This window comes from Haloarcula regularis (assembly GCF_029338315.1).
GTDB lineage: Archaea > Halobacteriota > Halobacteria > Halobacteriales > Haloarculaceae > Haloarcula > Haloarcula regularis.
The window spans coordinates 771,636-793,965 of sequence record NZ_CP119794.1 but is presented as its reverse complement, the minus strand read 5'-3'; the positions used below and the strand labels follow the sequence as shown (position 1 = coordinate 793,965).

The following is a 22,330-nucleotide window of genomic DNA, read 5'->3' as shown; positions in this document are numbered from 1 at the left end:
CTATGGCTGGGACTATTCGAGCATCCCCGACGAACTCCTCGAACAGGCCGTCGACTTCCACACCTACGGCGAGCCCTAGTCCTCGCGACTCGCGAGGAACTCCTCCGCTCGCTGCTCGCCCAGCGCCTGCAGTTCCGCCAGGAAGTCGGGGTCGCGGTCCAGTTTCGTCGCACAGCCGTAGCGTCGCCCCTTCTGAATCCGGCTGACGTCCGTGTGCGTGAACTCGTCTGCCGGCAGGGTCCCCTCTTCGATCCAGTCGTTGACGCGCTCGATGAAGCGCAGCTCCTGGTTGAGCGAGAGGTTCCCCGACAGCTCGTTCCGGCGGTCTGCGATGACGTCCGTCGTCCGCGGTTCGCCCTCGAATGTCTGCTCGTTTATCTGGATGACCCACAGCTCCTCGGGTTTCCGCGCCGGGGCGACGTGGAACAGGTCGCTGACCGGCGGATTCTGGGAGAACAGGCCGTCCCAGTGCAGGTGGCCGTGGACCTCGACGGCCCGGAACAGGTTCGGCACCGCCGCCGACGCCAGCACCGCGTCGACGTCCACGTCGCCGTCGGTGAACGTCTCGAAGACGCCGGCGTTGATGTCGACGGTGCCGACGACCAGCTTCGGGACGCGCGACTCGCAGAGCTCGGGGATGGCGTCGAAGTCGATGTGGCGTTCGAGCACCGCTCTGATTCGTCGTTTGGCGACTTCGGGCCCCGGAACCTGGTAGGGACTCACCGACGGAATCGGGTAGCCGGCACTCTCCAGCCGCGAGGTTCCCGTCAGGACCTCGTTCGTCCAGCGGTCCTGGGGGGTGGAGGCCGCCAGGTCCTCCCACAGCGCGTCCAGCAGGTCGCGCGCGTCGGCTTCGTCTCCGGTCACGAGACCGTACCACACCGCCAGCGCGTTGAACGCGCCCCCGGAGGTGCCGCTGATGCCGACGAGTTCGTGGTCCTCGTCCCACTCCCGCAGGAGCGTCCGCAGGACTCCGGCGGTGAACGCCGTGTGGCTCCCGCCGCCCTGACAGGCGATGGCGACGCGCGTCGGGCCGCCCTCGCGTTCGGCGTCACTCATACGTGGTGGTGTAGCCGCCGTCGAAGAGCAGGTCGGCGCCGTTGAGGTGCTTCGCGTGCCGGGAGAACCCGAAGACGAAGAGGTTCGCCACCTCGGCCGGCGTCATCAGTTCCTTGGTCCGTGCCTGGCCGAGCATGACGTCCTCGACGACCTCGCGTTCCGAGATGCCCCGCTCCCGGGCGGTGTCCTCGATCTGGTTCACCATCAGCGGCGTCAGCACGTAGCCGACGCTGACAGAGAAGCCCCGCAGCGTCCCCCCGCCCTCGGCGGCGATGGCCTTCGTGAGCCCGTGGATACCGTGCTTGGCCGTGATGTAGGCGGGTTTGTCCCTGGTGGCGTAGTGGCCGTGGACCGAGGACATGTTCGCGATGGCACCGACGCCGTCGTCGGTCGCCCGGATGTGTGGCATCGCCTCCTGGGACATCTTGAACGGGGCCCGCAGCATGATGTCGGTCAGCAGGTCATACTTCTCCATCGGGAACTCGTCGATGCCGGCGATGTGTTGCATCCCGGCGATGTTCGCGACGAACCGGAGGTCGCCCTCCTCGGCGGCGGCCTCGACGACGGCCGCGACGTCGCCGTCGTCGGTCAGGTCCGTCTCGACGCCGTGGACGGTGCCGGAAGCGTCACACTCGGCGGCGACGTCGCCCGTCTCCTCGAGTCCATCGGCGTCGATGTCGGCGCCGACGACGGTGAGCCCGTTGGCGGCCAGCGCGACGGCTGTCGCCCGCCCGATACCTGACGCGGCTCCCGTCACGATAGCCACGTCGTCCCCCGAGAAGTACGGGTCGTCGACGACGAACAGGTCCTCGCTCGTCAGGTCCGGTGCGCGCAGGTCGAACTCGGAATCGGGCATGTATTATCACTCGGGATACAGAACGGCCGCCTCTCAGTTAATTGCAGCTCACGTGCGGATAACGCCTCCTGCCCGCTCCCCCGCGGGTGGGCGTGGGAGTCGGCGGGTTTCGGGCCGGTAACCCGGTAACTACCAGCATACGCAGGTGTTAAGGGTTACCGAGTGGTACTAGGTGATGTAGAGTAACCAAACTGCCGCCACCCCCAATGTCTTCCAGAACTCGCGACACCGACGACCGACTCCCCACGACCGGCCCCGACAGCGAGCGCTACGACCGGTACAGACTCGTCACCACCGGCAACGACGAGGCCATCATCTACGACACGGAGTGTGAGGACGCGTGGATACAGACGGCCATCGTCGTGAACCTGGACGACTGGTGCTGAAACGGGCCTGGTCCCCGCCGATTACCTGATGCCGCCGTCGGGGTCGGTTGGTTCCGTGAGGTGCTCTTGCCCACTGGGCCATCGAGGTGATGACGTCCTCCAGGGACCGGCCCCGCTCCGTCAGCGAGTACTGGACTCGGAAGGGCTGTTCGCTGATGACCTTCCGGTCGACCAGCGTCTTGTCCTGGAGGTCCTCGAGGCTGTCCGAGAGGACCTTCGAGGAGATGCCGTCGACGTCGTCTTTGAGCTCGTTGAACCCGGACGGGCCCGAATCGAGCAGGCGGTGGATGATGACCGGGTGCCACTTCTTGCCGATGAGCGTCGCCGTCGTCGTGATCGGACACCAGTCCTCGCCGGCACACCACACTTCGAGTCGCTCGGGTGAGTCGCTCATGTCTGTCACGCTATTCGTCTGGCATCCGTTTAAAGTTACTGCGCGTAAGCGAGTAACGGTGTGTTACCGTGGCTTCTCGGACCGGGAGCGCGTCGGTCGCACATGGCCCTCGATTCGTTCCGTGCGCCGGACGGGGTACCGGTCACGGCGGTCTCCGCGGGTGAGATGCATGGAGTCGGCCGGGTTGCGGTCGAGACGTACGGCGTCGACGGTCGCGTGGTCCTCGACTGGCCCGCGACAGACCTCGGCAGGGCCGCGTGACCCGCGTCTCACGGCGTCGCGACGGGACCGGTCTACCTCGGGGTAACGCAGATATTAGTGGCCCGCAGTCCAGTATCCGGATATGACCGACCCGTTCGTGGTCGTCGGCGGTGACGCCGCCGGCCTCAGTGCCGCCAGCAAGTTCGCTCGCGAACGCCCGGAGCGCGACGTCGTCGTCTTCGAGAAAGGGGAGTGGATCTCCTACGCCCACTGTGGGACGCCCTACTACGTGAAAGGCACCGTCGAGCACATTACGGACCTGCTCTCGCTGTCACCGGCCGACGCCACGGAGCGCGGTATCGACGTCCGGCGGAACCACGAAGTCGTCTCGGTCGACACCGACGAGGGGGCCGTCACCGTCCACCACCACGGCGAGGAGCTGGTCCAGCCCTACAGCGACCTGCTGGTCGCCACCGGCGCCCACGCGCTGACAGCCCCCATCGAAGGGAGCGCGCTCGAAGGGGTGTTCACGATGCACGGCCTGGACTCCGCCGCGGCGGTCCGGGCGGCGCTCTCCGAACCGGGCGAGTCGGCCGTCGACACGTCCGTCGACGCCGGCGACACCGCGCTCGTCGAGCGGTACACGGCCCGCGAGCCGCCGGAGACCGTCGCCGTCGTCGGCGGCGGCTACGTCGGCGTCGAGATGGCCGAAGCCTTCAGCGAACACGACCTGGACGTCCACGTGTTCCAGCGGTCCGGCCGACTCCTCCCCCCGTTCGGCGAGGCCGTCGGCGAGCGCGTCGCCGACCACCTCCGCGAGCATGGCGTCACGCTCCACCTGGCCACCGAGGTCGAACGACTGGATGGCGAGGACGAGATCGCCAGCGTCATCCACGCCGACGGGCGCGTCGACGTCGACATGGCACTCGTCGGCATCGGCATCGAGCCAAACACCCGACTGCTCGAGGGGACCGGCGTGGAACTCGGCGACTCCGGTGCGGTGGCAGTCGACGAGTACGGCCGCACCTCCGTCGAGGACGTCTACGCCGCGGGCGACTGCGCGGAGATGCACCACACCGTGACGGGCGACCCGGCCTGGGTTCCCCTGGGACTGACGGCCAACCGGGCCGGCCGTGCTATCGGACAGACGGTCGCCGGGGGCCCGGAACCGGTCGGTACCGTCTCCGGGACGGCCGTCGTCAAGGCGTTCGACCTGGAGTGTGGGCGCATCGGCCTGCTGGACCACGCGACAGTCCGTGACGCGGGCTTCGACCCGGTATCGAAGACCATCACGGCGGGGTCGCGGTCGGGCTATTACCCCGGGGGCGACGAGACGACGGTGACCTTGACGGCGGACCGCGAGAGCGGCCGGGTGCTCGGCGGGGCCATCGCGGGCCGCGACCGGGCGGCTATCCGCATCGACACGCTCGCGGCGGCACTGGACGGCGACGCCACCGTCGCCGACCTCGAACGGATGGACCTCGCCTACGCCCCGCCCTTCAGCCCGGTCTGGGACCCGATTCTCGTCGCGGCGAAGGTGTTGCGCGGCCAGCTGGAGTGACGCCACGACGGGGTCCGTCGATGGTTCCCGTCTGGGTTCCCGCCCGCGTGCCGACGAATGATGGGAGGAGGGCCAGACCCCAGTCGACGACGGCGCCGCAGGCCCCGATTATGGCGGTTCTGGACGTGGGCTAACCCGGGCACCCGGACGAAGGGTGCGGTCGGACGGTCACTCGTGGGCGTGGCCGTGGTGTCCCTCGTCGGCCATCGGCCGCCGGAACCGGCCGGCGAACGCGCGGTCGACGACCTCACTCAGCGCCGGGTGGACGTGGACGGCGCCGGTTATCGTCTCGACGGTCCCGCCGCTGTGCATCACCGGCACCACCTCGTGGATGAGCGTCGAGGCCTCGGGGCCCATGACGTGACAGCCCAGAATCGTGCGGTCGTCGGGGTCGATCAGCACCTTCACGAAGCCGTCGGTCTCCTTGAGTGCGCCGCCCATCGCGGTATCGGCGTAGTCGTAGGTCCGGACACCGTAGTCGCGTCCGGCCGCCCGGAGCGACTGTTCGGTCTCGCCCACGCCGGCGACCTCCGGGTTCGCGAAGACCGCGTGGGGCATCACCGTGTAGTCGACCGGTTCCAGGTGGTCGTCGACGAGGAGGTTCCGGGCGACGGTGCTGGCCTCGTGGTTCGCGGCGTGGCGGAACTGGTGGACGCCGAGGATATCGCCCAGCGCCCAGACGTTCTCCGCCGAGGTTCGCAGGTACTCGTCGACCTCGACGTAGCCCTCGGCGTCCGTCTCGACGCCCCCGTTCTCGACGGCCAGTCGGTCCGTGTTCGGAACCAACCCGGCGGCCACCAGGAGTTCGTCCGTCGTCACCTCCTCGACGCCACCGTCCGGACCGGTGACCGAGGCCACGAACTCGTCGCCGCGGTGTTCGACCGCCGTCACCTCGTGGCCGACCCGCACGTCGTGGCGCCTGCCGAACGCGTCGGTGAACGCGCGCTGGACCTCCTCGTCCTCGTCGGGAAGGAGGAACTCGTGGCGGCCGACGACGGTCACGTCCGTCCCGAAGGCGCCGAAGTAGTAGCCCAGCTCGGCACCGATGTAGCCGCCGCCGACCACCAGGAGCCGGTCGGGACGGGTCTCCAGGCGGAGCGCCTCCGCGCTCGTGATGTAGTCGACCTCGTCGATGCCGTCGATGGCGGGGATCTTCGGGCGCGCCCCGGCGGCGATGACGACGTGCTCCCCGCGGATGCGCTCACCGTCGACCTCGAGGGTCCGTTCGTCGACGAACCGGCCCTCGGTGTGATAGAGGGTGTGCTGGTCGGACTGCTCGAGGCCGCGCTCGATGCGGTCCGCGTCGTCGGTGACGTCCTCGGTGACCTCCCGGACGGCCCCGGCGAAGTCCACCGACGCGACGGTGGCCTCGATGCCGAACTCGTCGGCTCGCCGGATGGTGTCCATCACGTCGGCCCGGTGGATGAGCATCTTGGAGGGGATGCACCCGCGGTTGAGACAGGTCCCGCCGAGCGGGCCGTCCTCGACGACGGCGACGTTCATTCCCCGGGAGACGGCCGCCGACGCGACGCTCAGTCCTGCGCCGGAACCGACGACGATGAGGTCGAACTCGTCCATGCCCAATAGTGACACTCTGGGAACAAATACCTGCGCCCCCTGTCCGTCGACTGACCACGGCCGCCTCCCGCCCGCCTACCACGCCGCCTCGAGAATCCCCTCGACGTCTTCTCGTGTCGGTTCCAGTCCCGGTGGTCGGTTGGCCACGAACGCGTCGTCGAGGACCGCCTCGGCGACGGTCCCGAACTCGGCCGGTTCCGGACCGTCGACGTCGCGGAGTCGCGTCGGCAACTCGAGGGCGTCGACGAGTGTCTCGACTCGCTCGACGACCGCCGCCGCGGGGTCTGTGGCGTCACCGACGCCCAGTGCCTCGGCCAGCAGCGCGCGGCGGCCGTCCACGTGTGCGAAGACGTACTCGAGGACACGCGGAGCGACGACGGCGTGGGCAGCCCCCTGCTGGACGTCGTAGGTCCGGGTGAGGCCGTGGCCGAAGGCGTGGACGAGCGAGAGCGTCGTCGCGTCCGGCCTGGCGATGCCGTACTGGAGGAGCATGATCCCCTTCGTGAGGCCGGCGTAGACCCCGAGGTCCGTCTCGCCCTCGCCGAGGGCCTCCAATCCCGCCACGAACAGCTCGAGCCCGCGCATCGCCGTCGCGTCGGTCACTGGCGTCGCCGTCCCGGCGTACAGCGTCTCGATGCCCTTGTCGAACCCGTTCATCGCCGAGGCGGCCAGAATCGGCTGGGGCGTCGTCGCCAGCAGTTCGGGGTCGTAGCACACGGCCGCGGGCATCAGCGAACGGTGGGAGATACCGCCACTCACCGGACGCTCCACAGGACAGCTCGTCGGGTCGGCGGTCACGCCCGCGCCGATGGAGAGGTCCGCCCCGGCGAGCGTGGTCGGGACGGCCACGACGGGTGGCAGTCCTTCTTCGGGGATCGACAGCGTTCCCGTCTCCTCGAACGCCGCGCCGACGGTCTCGGGGGCCTCGTCCGTCGCGGCCAGGACGCTGAGAACTTTCGCGACGTCCAGGCTGCTTCCGCCGCCGAGGCTCACGACCGCGTCGGCGTCTGTTGCCTCGAAGCGTTCGAGCGCGTCGTAGGCCGTCCCGAGGCGCTTGGCCGGCGTCGTCTCCGCGAACACGCCGGCCAGTCGGTCGCCCAGGCCCTCGCGGACCGGGTCGATTACCGCCGCTGTCTCGCCCACAGTCGAGCCACAGACCACGAGCGCGCGCTCGAGGCCCCGCGTGGCGAGCTCGTCACCGAGGTCCGTGACGCAGTTCGCTCCGTAGCGCAGCACCGCCGGGTCGTACTCGAAGCGGAACGGGCCCGAGTACGCGTCGACTGTCTCCTCCATGCGCTGGGCTCTCACCCCTGGGGCTTCACTCCTCGGTCGGCACCGTGGGCCCGTCGAACGGGAGCAACTGGCGTTCGATGACGTCCCGGTCCGTCTCCAGCCACGCCGGGAGGGCGAGCGACGTCCCCAGCTCCTCCAGGTCCTCGTCGACGGTGAAGCCGGGGTCCGGCGTGGACAGTTCGAAGAGGACGCCGCCGGGTTCGCGGGCGTAGAGCGCCCTGAAGTACGTGCGGTCGATTATCTCGCTCGGCTTCATCCCCTGCTGTTTGTACGCCTCGCGGAAGGCCCGCTGGGCCGCCTCGTCGACCGCCTCGAACGCGACGTGGTGGACGGACCCCACGCCCATCCGCCCGCGGGGCAGGTCCGTCTCGACCAGGTCGACGACCGACCCGGGGCCACCCGTGGCGCTCCGGTAGCGGCGGCGGCCGTCCTCGGTCGCCTCGTGTTCGTACCCCAGGACGTGGGTCAGAATGTCCGCGGTCGGCTCGAACTCGTCGACGGCGAGGGTCACGCCGTAGAACCCGCGGAGCTGGTGGGCCTCGGGGACGGGGCCGTCAACCCAGGGGACCGCGTCGGCGGGTGCGTCGGCGGCGACCAGCTCCAGGCCGGTGCCGTCCGGGTCCTCGAACTGGAGCACCGTCTCGTCGAACCGCTCCGTGCGGGTCACCGCGACGTCGTGTGCCGCCAGTCGGTCCGTCCAGTAGTCGAGCGAATCCCAGGTCACGAGATACGCCGTCCGCTGGGTCTGTCCCGCTCCGAAGGTGCCCCCATGGGCGTCCTCGCCCCACGGGAAGAACGTGATGTTCGTCCCGGGCGTGCCCTCGCCGTCACCGAAGTAGAAGTGGTAGGTCCCGGTGTCGTCGTGGTTGACGGTTTTTTTTCACGAATCGCAGGCCGAGGACGCCGACGTAGAAGTCCGCGTTGCGCTGTGGGTCGCCCGCGATGGCAGTGACGTGGTGGAGGCCTGGCGTGGTGGGTGTCATACCCCTCCCTTGGCGGTCAGCGGGGAAAGAGTTCGCTATCGGACACGTCGGCAGCAGCTGTCAAAGACCGGGCGGCACCACTGCACGTGAACTGTTAATCTGGACCGGCCCCTATCGATACCATGACCTGTCCGTTTCTGGAGTACCGGGACGCCGATGGCGAGATGCGGTTCGACACCGGGCGCGCCTACTGCACCGCGGCCTCTCGGTTCGTCCAGCCGATGCGTGCGGACGTCTGCAACGACCGCTACGACCTCGACCACAGTCGTCACTGCGAGATATTCCTGGCCCACGAGGAGCCAGCACCGTGAGTTACGACCGCTTTCTCGCGGGCGACCCGGTGATCGTCACGGCCGCGCTCACCGGCGGCGTCCACGGCAAGGAGGCCACCCCGAACCTGCCCGAGACGCCCGCGGAGATCGGCCGGGCCGCGGGCGAGGTCGAGGCGGCCGGGGCCTCCGTCGTCCACCTCCACGCCCGGCGCCCCAACGGGGAGCGGAGTTTCGCCACCGAGCGCTTCCAGGCGATAGACGACGCCGTCCGCGACCACACCGACGACGTCGTCATCCAGCACTCGACCGGCGGGACCGCGGTCCCCGACGACGAGCGCCACCGACCGCTCCGGACCGACCCGCCGCCGGAGATGGCGTCGCTCGACATGGGCCCGCTCAACCGCTACGACCACCTGACGAGCGAGAACACGCGGGCCCTGGTCGACTCGCTGCACGCAGAGATGGTCGACCGGGGCATCAAGCCCGAGCTCGAGGTGTTCAACGACGGTCACCGCAACGAGGTCGCGGGGCTGCTGGAGCGCCGGGACCTCGACGCACCGGTCTATACGACGCTCATCTTCGGGCCCGGGACGCTGACGCCGCCGACGCCCCGGAACTTCCTCACGGCCATCGACGGCCTCCCCGAGGGCGCACTGTTCAACACTCTCGGGTTCGGCCGCCACCAGTTGCCCTTCGCGACCATGGGCATCCTCTTTGGCGGCCACGTCAGGGTTGGCCTCGAGGACAACGTCTACTATCGCCGCGGCGAACTCGCCGCCAGTAACGCCCAGCTCGTCGAGCGGGTCGTCCGGGTCGCCGAGGAACTTGGCCGACCGGTCGCCACGCCGGCCGAGACGCGGACGATACTGGGGCTGTAGGTCCACACGCCGGAGCAGCGTGCGGACTGGTTCGCCCTGCTTCCGCTCCACTTCGACACCGGTCCGGTCGACTCGGGGCCCTCCACAGGACTGTCGGGAGTTTCCATCCGCGGACCTATATAAATTTACCGTCTGTTCCTGGCTCTCAGGAGTGCGCGTAATTGCTTACCAGAGGGGGTCGAGAACTTTCACGTGACGCACAGGGCGACAAATCGGCAGTGAGAAACAGTCTGAGAATGAATCTATGACAACCGATCCCACGATTGTCGTCGGTGTGAAGCAGGTCCCCGACGACGACGAGGTCGGTATCGACCCGGATACCGGCCACCTGGACCGAGCGAGCGCACCGGCAGTGATGAACCGGCCGGACCGCAACGCGCTCGAGGCGGCGCTGGCGCTCCGGGACGAGACCGGCGGCGAGGTGCTGGCGATGACGATGGGACCGCCGACGGCCACCGACGTCCTCGAGACGGCCGTCGCGCTGGGGTGTGACGACGCCGCCCTCATCAGTGACCGAAAGTTCGCCGGGAGCGACACCTGGCCGACCAGTCTGACGCTCGCGGCCGCCGCCGAGGCGCTGGACGCGGACGTCGTCGTCTGTGGGGAGGAGACGACCGACTCCTCGACCGGGCAGGTACCGCCGGGCATCGCGGCCCATCTCGGCTGGGCCCAGCTGACCTACGTCGAGGCGCTGGAACCAGAGCTCGAGGACGACACACTCGTCGCCATCCGCGACGTCGAGGGCGGCCACGAGGTCGTGGCGGCCGACCTCCCGGTGGTCGTGGCCGTCGCCTACGGGGAAAACGAGCCACGGGCGGCCGGCCTCCACCGCAAGCTCTACGCGGAAAACGAGTTCGAACCGCTCGAACTGTCGGCGGACGACCTCGGCCTCGACGAGAACGAGGTCGGCATGGACGCCTCGCCCACGGAGGTCGGCGGGATGGAGACGGTCGAACCCGTCGAGCGTGAACGCGAGGTCGCCGACGACGTCGACGACTTGCTCGCGTCCCTGCGGGAAACGGAGGTGCTGGCATGAGCGACGACGGCACGGTCGACGTCGACGAGTACAGCGACGTCTGGGTGTTCGTCGAGTCCCACGACGGCGACGTGATGAACGTCTCCTGGGAACTGCTCAACGAGGCGTCGATCCTGACCGAGCAACTGGGCGAGGACCTGGTCGCGCTGGTCGTCGGCGAGGGCTGTGACGACGTCGCCGAGGCGGCCATCGAGCGCGGCGCCGACCGCGCGCTCGTCGCCGACGACCCGGTCTTCGAGCCCTACCGGGCCGACCCGTACGGCGAACAGTTCCGCGCGCTCGTCGAGAAGCGCAAACCCGCCATCGTCCTCATCGGCGGCACGCACACCGGGCGGGACTTCGCCGGTCGGGTCGCCGTCCCCGCCCACGCCGGACTGACCGCGGACTGCACGGAGATCGACGTCGACGAGGACGGCCTGTTGCAGGCCCGACGGCCGGCGTTCGGCGGCAACGTCCTCGCGACGATTCTCTGCAAGGACCACCGGCCACAGATGGCGACCATCCGCCCCGGCGTCTTCGAGGCCAGCGACCCCGACCCCGACCGCGAGGGCGAGATAGAGCGCGTCGACGTGGTCGTCGACGAGGCGGACACGATGTCGGCGGTCCGCGAACGCGAGGTCGGCGACACCGCGGATATCACGGAAGCCGACCGCATCGTCGCCGTCGGCGGCGGGTGTGACGGCGACCTCGAACCGGCCCGACGACTCGCCGATGCGCTCGACGCGGACCTCGCGGCCAGCCGAAAGGCTGTCGACGAGGGCTGGATCGAGGGCGCTCGCCAGGTTGGCCAGACCGGCAAGACCGTCCGGCCGGACCTGTACGTCGCGGTCGGCATCTCCGGGGCGGTCCAGCACGTCGAGGGCCTGAACGACAGCGGCGTGGTCGTCGCTATCAACAACGATCCGAACGCGCCGATCTTCGAGCACGCGGACTACGGCATCGTCGGGGACCTCTTCGAAGTGTGCCCCGACCTCGCGGAACGCATCGATGCCGAGGGACTCGTGGAGGTGACCAATGACTGAGACACTCGACCGAACGGACCGCGAGACTGCGACGCCGCGGTACGACGACGCGTTCGACGTCATCGTCGTCGGTGCGGGGCTCGCCGGGAGCGCCGCGGCCGTCACGATGGCCGACCGCGATCTCGACGTGTTGCTCGTCGAACGCGGCCGGTATCCCGGCGCGAAGAACGTCTTCGGCGGCGTGCTCTACACGCCGACGATACGCGAGCTGGTCGACATCGACGAGGCGCCCCTGGAGCGGTACATCGCCGAGCGCCGCTTTGGAATGTTGACCGACCGGGACGAGACGGCGGTCTCCATCAGCCCGGGCGGGTGGCACGAACCGCCGCACAACGATTCCTACACCGTGCTGCGCGGGGAGTTCGACGAGTGGTTCGCCGACCAGGCGGTCGACGCGGGGGCGACCTTGCTCACCGAGACGACCGTCACGGGGCTGGTAAAGGAGGACGGCCGCATCGTCGGCATCGAGACCGACCGGCCCGACGGGACGATCCGCGCGCCCTACGTCGTCCTCGCGGAGGGCGGCAACTCCCTGGTCAGCGAGGGGGCAGACCTCCGGAGACGGGAGTCCCGCGAGAACGTCGCCGTCGGCGTCAAGGAAGTCCTGGAGTTCCCACCACGAGAACGCCATCGAGGAGCGGTTCCGCCTGACCGGCGAGGCCGGCGCGTCCTACCACTACTTCGGCGAGGGCGCGGTCGGCGAGGCCTTCGGTGGCGGGTTCATCTACACGAACGAGGACACCGTCAGCGTCGGCCTGGCCTACCGGCTCTCCGACGCCGCGACCACCCAGCCGGACCCCGAGGGCACGCTCAACGCCTTCAAGACCCACCCGAAGGTCGCACCGCTGCTCCGTGACGCCCGGACCGTCGAGTACACGGCGAAGACGATCCCCGAGGGCGGCGTGGAGTCGATGCCCGAACTCGTCCACGACGGCGCAGTCATCGTGGGCGACGCCGCCGGCCTCGTCCTCAACAACGGCGTCCACCTCGAGGGGACGAACATGGCCGTCGAGAGCGGCTTCCACGCCGGGAAGGCCGTCGCCGAGGCGGCGTCGGGCGCCAGGCGCGACGACGCGGCGCTGACCCAGTACCGCGAGGACCTCACCGACTCCTTCGTCGTCCGGAACCTGGAGCGATACGACTGGCTGATGGAGACGGTCCAGTCCGACCGCGAGTTCCTCTTCGAGGAGCTCCCGCGGGCGGTGGCCGACGCCGGCAGCGAGTACTTCCAGATGGACAGAGCACCGAAAGAAGAGCACGCGTCCGCGGCCCGCCAGCGGCTGCTCGAGGCCGTCGGCGGGTACACCGGTGCGGCGAAACTGGCCTTCCGATACCGGAACCTGATCTGACATGAGCGCACAACCCACGACCCCGACGATAGAGAACGACTCGCTCGAAGACCGACTGTACACGGTCAAGTACGAGGACCCAGGCGAGTCTCACCTGGACGTGAAGATCCCCGGCCTCTGTGCCGAGAAGTGTGTCACCTACGAGTGTACGTCGGTGTGTCCGGCGAACGTCTGGCGGGAGGACGACGACGGCGTGCCCCAGATCGCCTACGAGAACTGCCTGGAGTGTGGCAGCTGCCGGTTCGCCTGTCCGCACGGCAACGTCGACTGGTCCTACCCGGAGACCGGCGCCGGCGTGACCTACAAGAACGGGTGACAGCTGGCGGCACGCTCGACAGGGCCTGGACTGCTCTGGTCGCGCTCGCAGTCACAGATACGGACGCCGAGAGGCACAAAGGATTTAAAATCAGGTGGTAAGTATCCGATATGGTAGAGTTTGCGTTACAGCTTGACGGCCTCGGTCTCCGGCAGATGGGACTCGAGTTCGGCGGCGGTGGCCTCATCGGCGGCATCATCGGCTACGCCGCGAAGAAGGTCGCGAAGATAATCGCGATCATCGTCGGTCTCGAACTCGCCCTGTTCAAGTTCCTCGAGACGCGCGGCGTCCTCCAGGTCAACTGGGGCGCCATCACCGGGGCGGCACAGGACACTGCGGCGTCCGCGGGCAGCGCGGCCGCGGGACAGCCCCCCTCCTGGCTGCTGTCGCTGCTCTCTGCGCTCCCGGTCAGCGCGGGCTTCACCGGCGGCTTCATCATCGGCTTCAAGAAGGGATAACGGCGGCTTCCCCGGTCGACCGGCTCAGCCCCGGGTGTTCAGGTCGTCCTCGTCTTTGATGATTCGGGTCTCGGCCTGTCCGCTGGTGTGTTCGTTGACGAGGTCGTAGAAGTCGTTTTGCAGGCCGGCCGGGAACGTGAGGACGCCGACCCACGACCCGTCTGACTGCCACTCCTCGCGTTCCAGGTCCCCGAACTGTCGTATCTGTGCCTGAGCGCTCCCGGCGTAGTCCGGCGGCACCTGGACCGCGACGGTCACCTCGTCGAACCGGATGGGGATCACCGGCCGGAGGGCGTCGAGCGCCTCGTCGACCTGGCTCTCGACGGGTTCCATCGGGTCGACCCGGAAGTCCGTCTCCTCGAGGGCAGATTCGATGCGTTCGGGCGGGTGGGGCGCGTCGTCCATCTGCGGGTTCACCGCGTTGCGCGTGATGCGCTGGACGAGCTGTTTGTGCTTTTGCGTCTGCATCTCCCGGCGTTGCTCGGCGGTGATCTGTATCTCGCCGCGCTCGACGACCGCCGGGATTATCTCCATCGGGTCGGTCGTCTCGAACACCTTCTTCAGCATCTCCTCGGGGGGGCGGTCCCCGCGGGAGGCGTCCTCGAAGACGTCCTCCGCGGCGATGACGTCCTCGAGCTCGCCGTCGAACTCGCCGCGTTTCATCGCCAGCGCCGCGTCCGGGTCGACGAGTACCTCGAACCGCTGCCCGTGGGATTCGAGGCGGGCCGTCACAGCCTCGTCAAGCGATATCATACCTGTCGGTTACGGGGGCCGGCTTAAAGGCCTTACTGCGTCGGGAGTGGGGGACGGGAGCGTCAGACGGTCGGGAACCTTTATACCGACGTCTCTGCAAGAGAGGACTCGAATGCGGTCACTGGAACTCACTGTCGACACAGAGACCGCACGGTCGCTCGCGGTCGAGGCGGACGTGCTCGGGTTCGACGGCATCGACGGCTACCTCCGGTGGCTCGTCACGCACCGACTGGACATCGCGGCCGACGGCGAGACGGGCCATCGCCTGGCGGAGTACGCCGACCGGGTGACCGACGTCGAGGCGGACGACGACGTGGCGGCCGTCGCCGAGGCGGCGGTCACAGACGGGACGGGTACCGACGACCGGAACGGCGTCACGGCGCGAATCCAGGACGACCAGCTGACGGCGGCCGCGGATGCACTCTCCTCTGTCGAGGGCCAGCGACTCGATCTGTTCGCTCAGCACGCTATCGCCAGGACGCGCGAGCAGCTGGGCGACGGCGGCACCGGCGAGTACCGGTCGAACCGCCCGCTGGTCGGCGAGAAGCCGCCGGGCGCGGACATCACCGACCTGGACGCCATCGACGTTCCGGGGTGGGACGAGGAGCGGACGGAGCGCCGACAGAAGGCCGTCGGGGCGGCGCTCGCCTTCCTCAGGTCGGAGTCCGAGGCCACGCGCAGCGAGTTCGTCGAGGCGCTCTACGAGGACTACCCCGCCGGGTACGACAGTCCGGACAGCTGGTGGGAGTGTATCACCCAGGGCCTCCGGCAGGTCGACCGGGTTGACCCGGCACACCGGGACAGTCGCGTCTGGCGGTTCCGGGAGACGCCCGGGCGCGTCACCCGGATCTCTTTCGAGTGACCCGCGGTAATCACTGCATACCCGCCCAGGAAAGATTGATTACGAGATGCCGGCAATACTGTTGTATCCGCCTATCACGACCGATGCTCCATGACAGATCAGAACGCTGACGGACGACTTTTCGAGTGGTATCGACGCTACATCGGCGAACCGGACCGTGAGGTGGACGTCTACGTCGGGTTCGCGCTCTTCTTCGGCGGTATCGGGCTCGGCATCGCGGCCTTCCTCATCAGCGCCGCGGGCCAGTTCGCCGGCGCCGAGGGGTACGTCTTCCGCGAGGCGGCCTTCGCCGTCGGCATGATCGCCCTCCCCGCGACGCTCTCGAGCGTCATCGTCCTCCTGCCGGTCGGCCGACGCGCCGTCTACGGCGGCGTGGTCGGGTCGGTGGTCTGTCTCGCGGGCATGGCCTTCTTCGTCTTCGCGTACCCGTTCAACTGGGCGTCGGGGCCCGGCCCGCAGTACGCGATTCACGTCATGTTCGTCTACGGCGCGGGCCTGACCGCACTGCTGGCCTCGACGGGTGGCGCGCTGGTGGCGTACCACGTCGAGCGCGCGCGGCCTGGACCGGGCGACATAGAGGGCATCGAGGACGACGAGAGCGAGACGGTCTCCGACGAGGACATCGAGCGCGACATCGAGGAGGCGATGGCGAACGTCGACATCACCTGGGGCGGCGTCGAACGCCACGAGGGGACCGCACTGAAACTGAACTCCGACCTCGATGACATGGATACCTCGGGCATGGACGTCGAGGCGGACCGGGTCCACCGGAGTTCCGTCGATACGCAGGTAAACAGCCTCCAGAGCCTGAAGGGTGGGAAGAAACAGTCCGACCGGTCGACCTCGACCGTCGACGACCAGACGGACCGCCTACAGGAACTGCGCCAGCGCCAGCGTGAGGAGGCCGAGCAGACACAGGATACCTTGCTCGAACGCGTCCTGGCCCGAATCGCGGCCATCCTGAACTGACGTCGGTCGCGTTCTGGTCGTTCGAGTAACGTGTCATTAATCCAACCTACAGGTAGATTTATCTGTCGAAACGTCCGACGTTCCTAACGTATTACCATGGCTAAAGGTCTCGACGTGGGAACGATGAACTTGATTTCCGCGCAACAGGAAGGTAACGAAACCGTATTCGTCCAGCAGCGGAACTCGTTCGTCGAAATCGAGTATAGCGATATGGCCGAACAGATGCTGTCGCGGTCGGAAGTACTTCACATCCGGAAGGACGACAAGGTGTACGTCCTCGGCGACGACGCCCTCAACTTCGCGAACATCTTCAACCGCGAGACACGACGCCCGATGTCCCAGGGCATCCTCTCGTCCTCCGAGAAGTCCGCGATTCCGATGATGAAGCTCATCATCGAGCAGGTGGTCGGGTCCCCGGACTACCCGAACGAGAAGCTGTACTTCTCTTCGCCTGCCGACCCGATGGACTCGGACCTCAGCACGCTGTATCACCAGAAGACGATCGAGTCGTTCCTCAACGAGATGGGCTACGACGCCGAACCCATCAACGAGGGGATGGCGGTCATCTACTCCGACCTGGCCGACAACGACTTCACCGGCCTGGGCATCAGCTTCGGCGCCGGGATGACGAACGTCTGCCTGGCGTACTACGCCGTGCCGGTGATGAAGTTCTCCGTCGCGCGCGGTGGTGACTGGATCGACGAGCAGGCCGCCCAGGCGACCGGGCGCTCGGTCGACAAGGTCACCTCCATCAAGGAGGACGACTTCGAACTCGACTTCCAGACCGACGTCGGCGGCGTCGAGGGCGCGCTCGCGATCTACTACGAGAACCTCCTGGACTACGTCATCGGCAACATCGTCGAGGAGGTCGACGAGGAAGACGTTGAGGAGGGCCTGGACGTGCCCGTCGTCGTCACCGGCGGCACCTCCTCACCCAACGGATTCGCCCAGCTGTTCGAACAGCACCTGGAGGACGCCAACATCCCGTTCTCCATCAGCGACGTCCAGCACGCCGACGAACCGATGTACAGCGTCTCCCGCGGTGCGCTGGTCGCCGCCCGCTCCGACGAGGGCGAACGCGAGCGACAGGCGAGCCAAGAGCAGGACGACGCCGAAGAAGCGGAAGCGAGCGACGACTGAGGTCTCTTTGGGGTGGGACGGGTTGTCACTGACTGAGCGGTAGCGCTGCTGCCCGCGCCCGACAGTAGGCACTGTTTTGCGGTCGTACTGGTGCGGGCAACTTTCCCGTCGACGGTCTGTGACGGGGTCTATACGATACTCCCCTCGCACGGGGTCGCCCTTGCTGTCAATCCAACTGGTAACTCGAACCGTGGCAGGGACGCCTGAATATGTCGCCATGACTGTTCGTCGCGACCCGAGCGAACAGTCACGAAGCGCTCGGCGCCGTCGACCGGCGGCGGTTACTCCTCGGACTCGCCGGACGCGTCGGTCTCGTCGTCCTCGTCGGTCGCCAGGAGGCCCGCCTCCTCGAGGTGGGCGCGCTTCTCGTCGTCGGTGAGCTCGTGGAACATCTCGGTGTCGACGTCGATGGTCGCCACCCCGATGCCTTCGGGGGCCAGTCCTTCCTCGTTGACGGACTCGAGTGCCGCCAGCGCGAGGTCGATGCCCGCGTCGAGGTCCATCTCCTCGGAGTAGTGCTCCTCGAGGTACTCGCGGATGTCGCCGCGGTCGGCGCCGACGGCCAGCGCCTTCCACTCGTAAGGTGTCCCCGACGGGTCCGTCTCGTAGAGGCGCGGTTCGCCGTTGGCGATGCCGGCGATGATGAGCGCGACGCCGAACGGGCGTGCGCCACCGACCTGCGTGTACTGCTGGATGTAGTCGGTTATCTCCTTGGTCAGCGTCTCGACGCCGACGGGCTCGCCGTAGCGCAGTTGGTTGACCTGGGCCTGTCGCCGGGCGAAGTCGATGAGCTGGCGCGCGTCGGCGACGTGGCCGGCCGAGGCGATGCCGATGTGGTCGTCGGCCTTGTGAATCTTCTCGACGGAGGAGCGCTCCATCAGCGGCGAGCGGATGCGCTTGTCGACGGCGAGGACGACGCCGTCGCTCGTCCGGACGCCGATGCTCGCTGTGCCTCGCTTGACCGCCTCGCGGGCGTACTCGACCTGATAGAGACGTCCGTCCGGAGAGAAGATGGTGATCCCGCGGTCGTACGCCTGCTGTTGACTTTGTCCCTGCATAGTTATCTGAAATCGAGTGCGGTCGTGCCCGCGAACGCGTCGTCGGTCCGAACGTCGATTCGTTCGCCCCGTTCGACGGCCCGACGGTCCTGGTTCTCGAACACGACCTGTCTCTTGGCAGGTGCTTCCGGCGGGCCGCGTATATACTTTTCTTCACAGGCACGCACGGTCCCACTAATACCGCGGACGCGGAGGCCCACCGGGTCGTCGCCGACGCTGTCGAGACAGGCCAGCGCGGCACGGGCCTCGTCAGTGTGGCCTCGCCGGGTGCGGACGATGGCGGTCGCCTCGCCGTCAGTCCGGTCGAACGAGACGACGGTCAGGTCGACCTCGGCGCTGCCGGTGTCTCCCAGCAGGTTCTGGGCGGCGTACCACAGGTCGCGCTGGAGTGCCCGGCGGTCGAACGAGGCGTCCGGCCAGGACTCGATGGCGACCGCGAGGTATCGCCAGCGAGGCCGGAGGTGCTTCGGGAGGTGCTTCACTGCCGGTCGCCCCCGGCCTCTTGACTGCTGTCCATACCGGTCCCAGCGGCGGCCCGGACAAGAAGTGTGTGGTCCGCAATGTGGGCCCCCCTCGCTCGCCAGTCGCTACTCGTCGTCGTTCTCGAGGCGGACGCCCGGCTCGACGAACGACTCGGACTGGCGGTCGCGATTGCGCTCTGCGAGTCGGCCCCACTCCGCCAGGCCCGCACGCACCGCCTCGGCCTCGAACCCGACGGTTTCACCCACGGCGACGAGCTCACGCGGGGCCCGTAACTGCAGGTGCGTGAACGGGTCCGCGCTGACGACGTACGGCGCGTCGGCGTCCGCGACGAGTTCCCGGAGTTTCCGGAGGTCCTGGATCGCCCGCACTCGACTGCCCCCCTCCGCGCGGAGGACGCGGGCCAGCGAGAACTCGACGCGGACGCCGTTCTCGGCTGCGGCGGCCGCCAGGACGTGATTGAAGTCGCCGTCGCCACGCATCGGGTGGGCGAGCACGTCGACTGTCGGCTGTTCGACCGCGAAGCGGTTCATCCGGACGTCGCCGCCGTGGACGGCGACCAGCGTCTCGCTCGATCGCGCGTTCCCGACGAGGCCGCTGGCCCGCGAGGGGTCCTCTGCGCGGACTTCGACGCCACTGACCACGTCGACGTCGTACTCGGCCGCGATGGCGTCCCTGTCGTATGTCGCCCGTTCGTCGCTGTGGTTCCGGACGACGATGCCGTCGAATCCGTACTCGGCGGCCGAAAGCGCCTGTCTGGCGACGGTGCTCGCTCCGTCGGGTCGGGCGTGGACGGCCTCGTACATCACAGCTCGTCCAGCAGTTCCCGCGCGTTCGCGACGGCCGTCTCCCGTTTCGCGGGGTAGGCTTCCACCTTCGCGCGGAGCGTGATGCCGTCGCCGCGGGCCACGTCGCCGCGGAACGCGGCCTGCTTGTCGAACGTGAGGAAAAACGAGCAGTTGTCGTCGACCCGGTCGTCCAGTTCCGCGCGCACCTCGTCGATGTCCTCGAGCGTCGCGACCTGCGTGAGGACGTGCCTGACGTCGTCGGCGTTCTCGACCCGCGCCGAGAGCACCACGATGCGGTCCCCGTAGTGGCCCTCGTTCTCGACCCGTTCGATGGGGTAGTCCTCCGGGAGGAAGGTACGGAGAGCCTGCTCGACGCGTTTCTCGTCTTCCGTCGCGTAACAGAAGGTCCGGAGGTCGACGTAGTGGAAGGGGACCGACGACATCGGGGCCTTACTCCTCGACGGCTTCGAGGTTGTCCTCGGGGACGCCCTGCTCCTGGCCGTCCTCGAACGAGACGGTGTAGTTCGCGTCGCCGAACATCGTCTCGACGACCTGCGTGATGGTGCCTTCCTCTCCGTCGTAGTCGCTGTGCTCGTCGTGGAGAATGACCTGATCGTCTTCTTCGAATGCCATAGGCGCCGGTACTGGACGACTCGTCAAAAAGGGACTGATTCGCCCCGGCATCGGGGCGCGAGGGGCACCGAGCGTGCGGTAACGCCGCGGTTATTGTCGAAGACTTATAGGTAATAATCCCCTACGCCGAGCTATGACCTACTCGTCTACACTTCCCCGTCCACGGTATCGTTTCGGGAGCCCGCACGCCGACTCGCTGGACGGATGACGACCGTCGACAGCCTGTGGTACCTCGCCGACGTCGCCAGCCAGCAGGCCGAGCAGACGTATCACGACCTGGCGACCGCCCACGAGGAGTTCGTGGAGTTCACCCGCCACCGGCGCGTCCCGCGCCACCGGTTCAAGCGGGTGGCCACCGACGCCAAGAACCACGGCGCCCCCTTCGGCGCGCACACGCTGACCTACCGGCCGCCCGGCGACCTCCTGCTCGTCCGCCACGACGGCGTCGGTCAGTGGGTCCTGCCCGGGGGCGAGCTCGACGGCGACGAGTCCTTCCAGGAGGCGGCGCTGCGCGAGCTCGGCGAGGAGAGCGGCGTGGAGGCCACTATCGAGGGCCTGGGAATGCTCGGTCGCGTCGAGTTCTACTGCGACGGCAACGAGACGTGGGGATCCTACCGGTGTTTGAGGCGCGCGCGGAGACGACGGCCGTCAGCGTCTCGGACCCCGACGGCGAGATAAGCGAGGCTCGCTGGTTCGAGACGCTCCCGGAGGACACGCGCGACCGCGAGGAGATCCTGCGGTGGCGCGACCGGTTCTTCGACTGAAGGGCCGCTCCGGGACGGCTCACCGCGGCCGTCTGCGCCCGCGACCGTCTACCGCCGGCCGGGGACGCGGGACTTCGCTTTCGCCTTCGCCTTCTCGACCATGGGCCCGGCGACGGCCCACTCCTCGTCTGCCTTCGAGCGGGCCCGCTGGACCACGGGGGCGGCCGACGCCCACTTCTCGCCGAGAATCGCGCCGACCAGCGCGCCGGCCCCGGCCGCAGTGCTCGCGCCGCGCGCGCTGAACAGCCCGCCGATAGCGCCACCGATGGCCCCGCCGATAGCTGCGTACTTTGCCCTGTTGAATACACGACTGATGCGTTCGCGCATACTAGATATGTCGCGCGGCGAATAGATAAAGATACCCGCGATTCCGTCAGTTCGGGCCGAAGGACTGCCCCTCGCGCGCGTCGGCGTTCACCCGGCGGACCGTCGCCCGGGCGTTGCTCGCGTCGTAGCCGAAGAGGACGCTCTCACCGTACTCCGCGGCCACTTCGGCGGCCTTCGCGAGGTCGTCGATGTCCACGTCGACGGCGTACAGTTCGACGCTGAACGGGGTCGAGAGGCGGTCACGGAACCCCGTCGCGAGTATCTCGAGCCAGTAGGTCGTCGAGTAGGCCATGTCGTAGATGGGGACGACGAACTCGTCGACGTAGGGGTCGAGGTCGTCGATGGCGACGCCGCTGCGGGCCTCCAGGTGGCCGGGGTAGGGGTCCGGATACAGCGTGAGATAGAGGTCACCGGGGACCCGTTCGCGCGCCGCGGCGACGAAGGAGGTGATGACCTCGGTGCGCCAGGCACTCCACTCCTCGAACTCGCTCTCGGCGAAGCGGCGTTCGCAGCGGTCGCAGTGACAGTACTCCTCGCGGGGGAAGCCGACGTCGTCGAGGCGGACGTCCTCGTTGACCGCGGCCGCCTCCTCGATGATGTCGAGCAGGCCCTCGCGGTACCGGTCGTGGGTGGGGCAGACGTAGGTCCAGTCGAAGTACGGCTCGTTGCGGGTGGCCGCTGTCCCCTCGTCGTCGAAGGCCAGCAGCTCCTCCTCGCCCTCGACGGCGTTGTCCCCGAAACACGACACCATGTTGACCGCGCCGGCGACCGGTTCGGCGGCCCGGCCGGTGACGTCCTTGACCTCGTAGAACGCGCGGTCGAACTCCGACCACCCGGTCTCGTCCTCGTTGCGCGTGACGACGCCGTACATGGCGACGGCTACGGCGCTGTCGCTCCTAAGGGTTCGGAAACGT

The 22,330-nt window shown here is 68.2% G+C and carries 25 protein-coding genes and 5 pseudogenes; 16 read left to right on the top strand and 14 right to left on the bottom strand.

Annotated elements, in window-relative coordinates; all coding sequences use genetic code 11:
• Positions 1–75: 75 nt before the first annotated feature.
• Together P1N55_RS04220 and P1N55_RS04215 are read right to left on the bottom strand one after the other, a co-directional pair.
• Positions 76–1,059 carry a patatin-like phospholipase family protein gene (locus P1N55_RS04220; protein WP_276277732.1) on the bottom strand — a complete coding sequence of 328 codons (984 nt, stop codon included), beginning with the start codon at positions 1,057–1,059 and terminating at the stop codon, positions 76–78.
• Positions 1,052–1,915: an SDR family oxidoreductase gene (locus P1N55_RS04215; protein WP_276277731.1), complete on the bottom strand. Its 864-nt coding sequence runs from the start codon at positions 1,913–1,915 to the stop codon at positions 1,052–1,054. Before P1N55_RS04215 ends, P1N55_RS04220 begins: the two co-directional genes overlap by 8 nt.
• Before the next feature lie 206 nt (positions 1,916–2,121).
• On the opposite strand from P1N55_RS04215, the gene P1N55_RS04210 reads away from it, so the two are divergent.
• A complete protein-coding gene (locus P1N55_RS04210) occupies positions 2,122–2,301 on the top strand; it encodes a hypothetical protein (protein ID WP_276277730.1) in 180 nt (59 codons plus the stop codon).
• Between the two features lie 21 nt (positions 2,302–2,322).
• On the opposite strand, the pseudogene P1N55_RS04205 reads toward P1N55_RS04210, so the two are convergent.
• A pseudogene (locus P1N55_RS04205) lies at positions 2,323–2,695 on the bottom strand (winged helix-turn-helix transcriptional regulator).
• A 102-nt stretch (positions 2,696–2,797) separates the two neighbouring features.
• Between P1N55_RS04205 and P1N55_RS04200 the strand changes: the two are divergent.
• Both P1N55_RS04200 and P1N55_RS04195 read left to right on the top strand, forming a co-directional pair.
• Positions 2,798–2,956, top strand: coding sequence for a hypothetical protein (locus P1N55_RS04200; RefSeq protein WP_276277729.1), 159 nt, complete (start codon positions 2,798–2,800; stop codon positions 2,954–2,956).
• An 82-nt stretch (positions 2,957–3,038) separates the two neighbouring features.
• Entirely contained in the window at positions 3,039–4,457 is a 1,419-nt protein-coding gene (locus P1N55_RS04195) for an FAD-dependent oxidoreductase (protein WP_276277728.1), read from the top strand.
• Between the two features lie 168 nt (positions 4,458–4,625).
• On the opposite strand, the gene P1N55_RS04190 is transcribed toward P1N55_RS04195, so the two are convergent.
• The 3 genes and pseudogenes from P1N55_RS04190 to P1N55_RS04180 all read right to left on the bottom strand — a co-directional run bounded on the left by P1N55_RS04190 (position 4,626) and on the right by P1N55_RS04180 (position 8,311).
• On the bottom strand, positions 4,626–6,035 hold the full coding sequence (locus P1N55_RS04190) for a dihydrolipoyl dehydrogenase (protein ID WP_276277727.1): 1,410 nt from the start codon (positions 6,033–6,035) through the stop codon (positions 4,626–4,628).
• A 75-nt stretch (positions 6,036–6,110) separates the two neighbouring features.
• A complete protein-coding gene (locus P1N55_RS04185; protein ID WP_276277726.1) occupies positions 6,111–7,328 on the bottom strand; it encodes an iron-containing alcohol dehydrogenase family protein in 1,218 nt (405 codons plus the stop codon).
• 25 nt (positions 7,329–7,353) lie between these two features.
• Positions 7,354–8,311 (bottom strand): annotated as a pseudogene (locus P1N55_RS04180) (ring-cleaving dioxygenase).
• A gap of 122 nt (positions 8,312–8,433) precedes the next feature.
• Between P1N55_RS04180 and P1N55_RS04170 the strand changes: the two are divergent.
• The 9 genes and pseudogenes from P1N55_RS04170 to P1N55_RS04135 all read left to right on the top strand — a co-directional run bounded on the left by P1N55_RS04170 (position 8,434) and on the right by P1N55_RS04135 (position 13,642).
• A complete protein-coding gene (locus P1N55_RS04170) occupies positions 8,434–8,622 on the top strand; it encodes a hypothetical protein (RefSeq protein WP_276277723.1) in 189 nt (62 codons plus the stop codon).
• Positions 8,619–9,461: a BKACE family enzyme gene (locus P1N55_RS04165; RefSeq protein WP_276277722.1), complete on the top strand. Its 843-nt coding sequence runs from the start codon at positions 8,619–8,621 to the stop codon at positions 9,459–9,461. The genes P1N55_RS04170 and P1N55_RS04165 overlap by 4 nt, the downstream gene beginning before the upstream one ends.
• Before the next feature lie 244 nt (positions 9,462–9,705).
• Positions 9,706–10,497 (top strand): electron transfer flavoprotein subunit beta/FixA family protein, encoded by a 792-nt coding sequence (locus P1N55_RS04160; RefSeq protein ID WP_276277721.1) that lies wholly within the window; start codon positions 9,706–9,708, stop codon positions 10,495–10,497.
• A complete protein-coding gene (locus tag P1N55_RS04155; RefSeq protein WP_276277720.1) occupies positions 10,494–11,519 on the top strand; it encodes an electron transfer flavoprotein subunit alpha/FixB family protein in 1,026 nt (341 codons plus the stop codon). Before P1N55_RS04160 ends, P1N55_RS04155 begins: the two co-directional genes overlap by 4 nt.
• Positions 11,512–12,162 (top strand): annotated as a pseudogene (locus P1N55_RS04150) (FAD-dependent oxidoreductase); the annotation flags it as partial. The gene P1N55_RS04155 and the pseudogene P1N55_RS04150, both read left to right, overlap by 8 nt.
• Positions 12,149–12,349, top strand: a pseudogene (locus P1N55_RS19610) (FAD-dependent oxidoreductase); the annotation flags it as partial. The pseudogenes P1N55_RS04150 and P1N55_RS19610, both read left to right, overlap by 14 nt.
• Before the next feature lie 81 nt (positions 12,350–12,430).
• A complete protein-coding gene (locus P1N55_RS04145) occupies positions 12,431–12,868 on the top strand; it encodes a hypothetical protein (RefSeq protein WP_276277718.1) in 438 nt (145 codons plus the stop codon).
• Between the two features lies 1 nt (position 12,869).
• On the top strand, positions 12,870–13,184 hold the full coding sequence (locus P1N55_RS04140) for a ferredoxin family protein (RefSeq protein ID WP_276277717.1): 315 nt from the start codon (positions 12,870–12,872) through the stop codon (positions 13,182–13,184).
• Positions 13,185–13,294: 110 nt separating this feature from the next.
• Positions 13,295–13,642 (top strand): FUN14 domain-containing protein, encoded by a 348-nt coding sequence (locus P1N55_RS04135; protein WP_276277716.1) that lies wholly within the window; start codon positions 13,295–13,297, stop codon positions 13,640–13,642.
• 24 nt (positions 13,643–13,666) lie between these two features.
• On the opposite strand, the gene P1N55_RS04130 is transcribed toward P1N55_RS04135, so the two are convergent.
• Complete coding sequence (locus P1N55_RS04130; RefSeq protein ID WP_276277715.1) at positions 13,667–14,395, bottom strand: ribosome assembly factor SBDS; 729 nt, start codon at positions 14,393–14,395, stop codon at positions 13,667–13,669.
• A 112-nt stretch (positions 14,396–14,507) separates the two neighbouring features.
• Between P1N55_RS04130 and P1N55_RS04125 the strand changes: the two genes are divergently transcribed.
• The 3 genes from P1N55_RS04125 to P1N55_RS04115 all read left to right on the top strand — a co-directional run bounded on the left by P1N55_RS04125 (position 14,508) and on the right by P1N55_RS04115 (position 17,366).
• Positions 14,508–15,257, top strand: coding sequence for a hypothetical protein (locus P1N55_RS04125; RefSeq protein ID WP_276277714.1), 750 nt, complete (start codon positions 14,508–14,510; stop codon positions 15,255–15,257).
• Between the two features lie 90 nt (positions 15,258–15,347).
• Complete coding sequence (locus P1N55_RS04120) at positions 15,348–16,226, top strand: DUF7139 domain-containing protein (RefSeq protein WP_276277713.1); 879 nt, start codon at positions 15,348–15,350, stop codon at positions 16,224–16,226.
• Positions 16,227–16,322: 96 nt separating this feature from the next.
• Positions 16,323–17,366 carry a disk-shape morphogenesis protein volactin gene (locus tag P1N55_RS04115; RefSeq protein WP_276277712.1) on the top strand — a complete coding sequence of 348 codons (1,044 nt, stop codon included), beginning with the start codon at positions 16,323–16,325 and terminating at the stop codon, positions 17,364–17,366.
• 281 nt (positions 17,367–17,647) lie between these two features.
• Here P1N55_RS04115 and psmA read toward each other — a convergent pair whose 3' ends face one another.
• From psmA to P1N55_RS04090, 5 genes are all read right to left on the bottom strand, one after another.
• Positions 17,648–18,424 (bottom strand): archaeal proteasome endopeptidase complex subunit alpha, encoded by a 777-nt coding sequence (psmA, locus tag P1N55_RS04110; RefSeq protein ID WP_276277711.1) that lies wholly within the window; start codon positions 18,422–18,424, stop codon positions 17,648–17,650.
• A 2-nt stretch (positions 18,425–18,426) separates the two neighbouring features.
• Positions 18,427–18,906 (bottom strand): Rpp14/Pop5 family protein, encoded by a 480-nt coding sequence (locus P1N55_RS04105; RefSeq protein ID WP_276277710.1) that lies wholly within the window; start codon positions 18,904–18,906, stop codon positions 18,427–18,429.
• A gap of 105 nt (positions 18,907–19,011) precedes the next feature.
• On the bottom strand, positions 19,012–19,710 hold the full coding sequence (locus P1N55_RS04100) for an RNase P subunit p30 family protein (protein ID WP_276277709.1): 699 nt from the start codon (positions 19,708–19,710) through the stop codon (positions 19,012–19,014).
• Positions 19,710–20,135 carry an RNA-binding protein gene (locus tag P1N55_RS04095; protein WP_276277708.1) on the bottom strand — a complete coding sequence of 142 codons (426 nt, stop codon included), beginning with the start codon at positions 20,133–20,135 and terminating at the stop codon, positions 19,710–19,712. The genes P1N55_RS04100 and P1N55_RS04095 overlap by 1 nt, the downstream gene beginning before the upstream one ends.
• Before the next feature lie 7 nt (positions 20,136–20,142).
• Positions 20,143–20,325 carry a DUF1918 domain-containing protein gene (locus P1N55_RS04090; RefSeq protein ID WP_276277707.1) on the bottom strand — a complete coding sequence of 61 codons (183 nt, stop codon included), beginning with the start codon at positions 20,323–20,325 and terminating at the stop codon, positions 20,143–20,145.
• A gap of 204 nt (positions 20,326–20,529) precedes the next feature.
• Between P1N55_RS04090 and P1N55_RS04085 the strand changes: the two are divergent.
• Positions 20,530–21,089 (top strand): annotated as a pseudogene (locus tag P1N55_RS04085) (NUDIX hydrolase).
• 48 nt (positions 21,090–21,137) lie between these two features.
• Here P1N55_RS04085 and P1N55_RS04080 read toward each other — a convergent pair.
• Positions 21,138–21,416: a glycine zipper 2TM domain-containing protein gene (locus P1N55_RS04080; RefSeq protein WP_276277706.1), complete on the bottom strand. Its 279-nt coding sequence runs from the start codon at positions 21,414–21,416 to the stop codon at positions 21,138–21,140.
• Positions 21,417–21,462: 46 nt separating this feature from the next.
• Positions 21,463–22,287: a hypothetical protein gene (locus tag P1N55_RS04075; protein ID WP_276277705.1), complete on the bottom strand. Its 825-nt coding sequence runs from the start codon at positions 22,285–22,287 to the stop codon at positions 21,463–21,465.
• Positions 22,288–22,330: the final 43 nt, after the last annotated feature.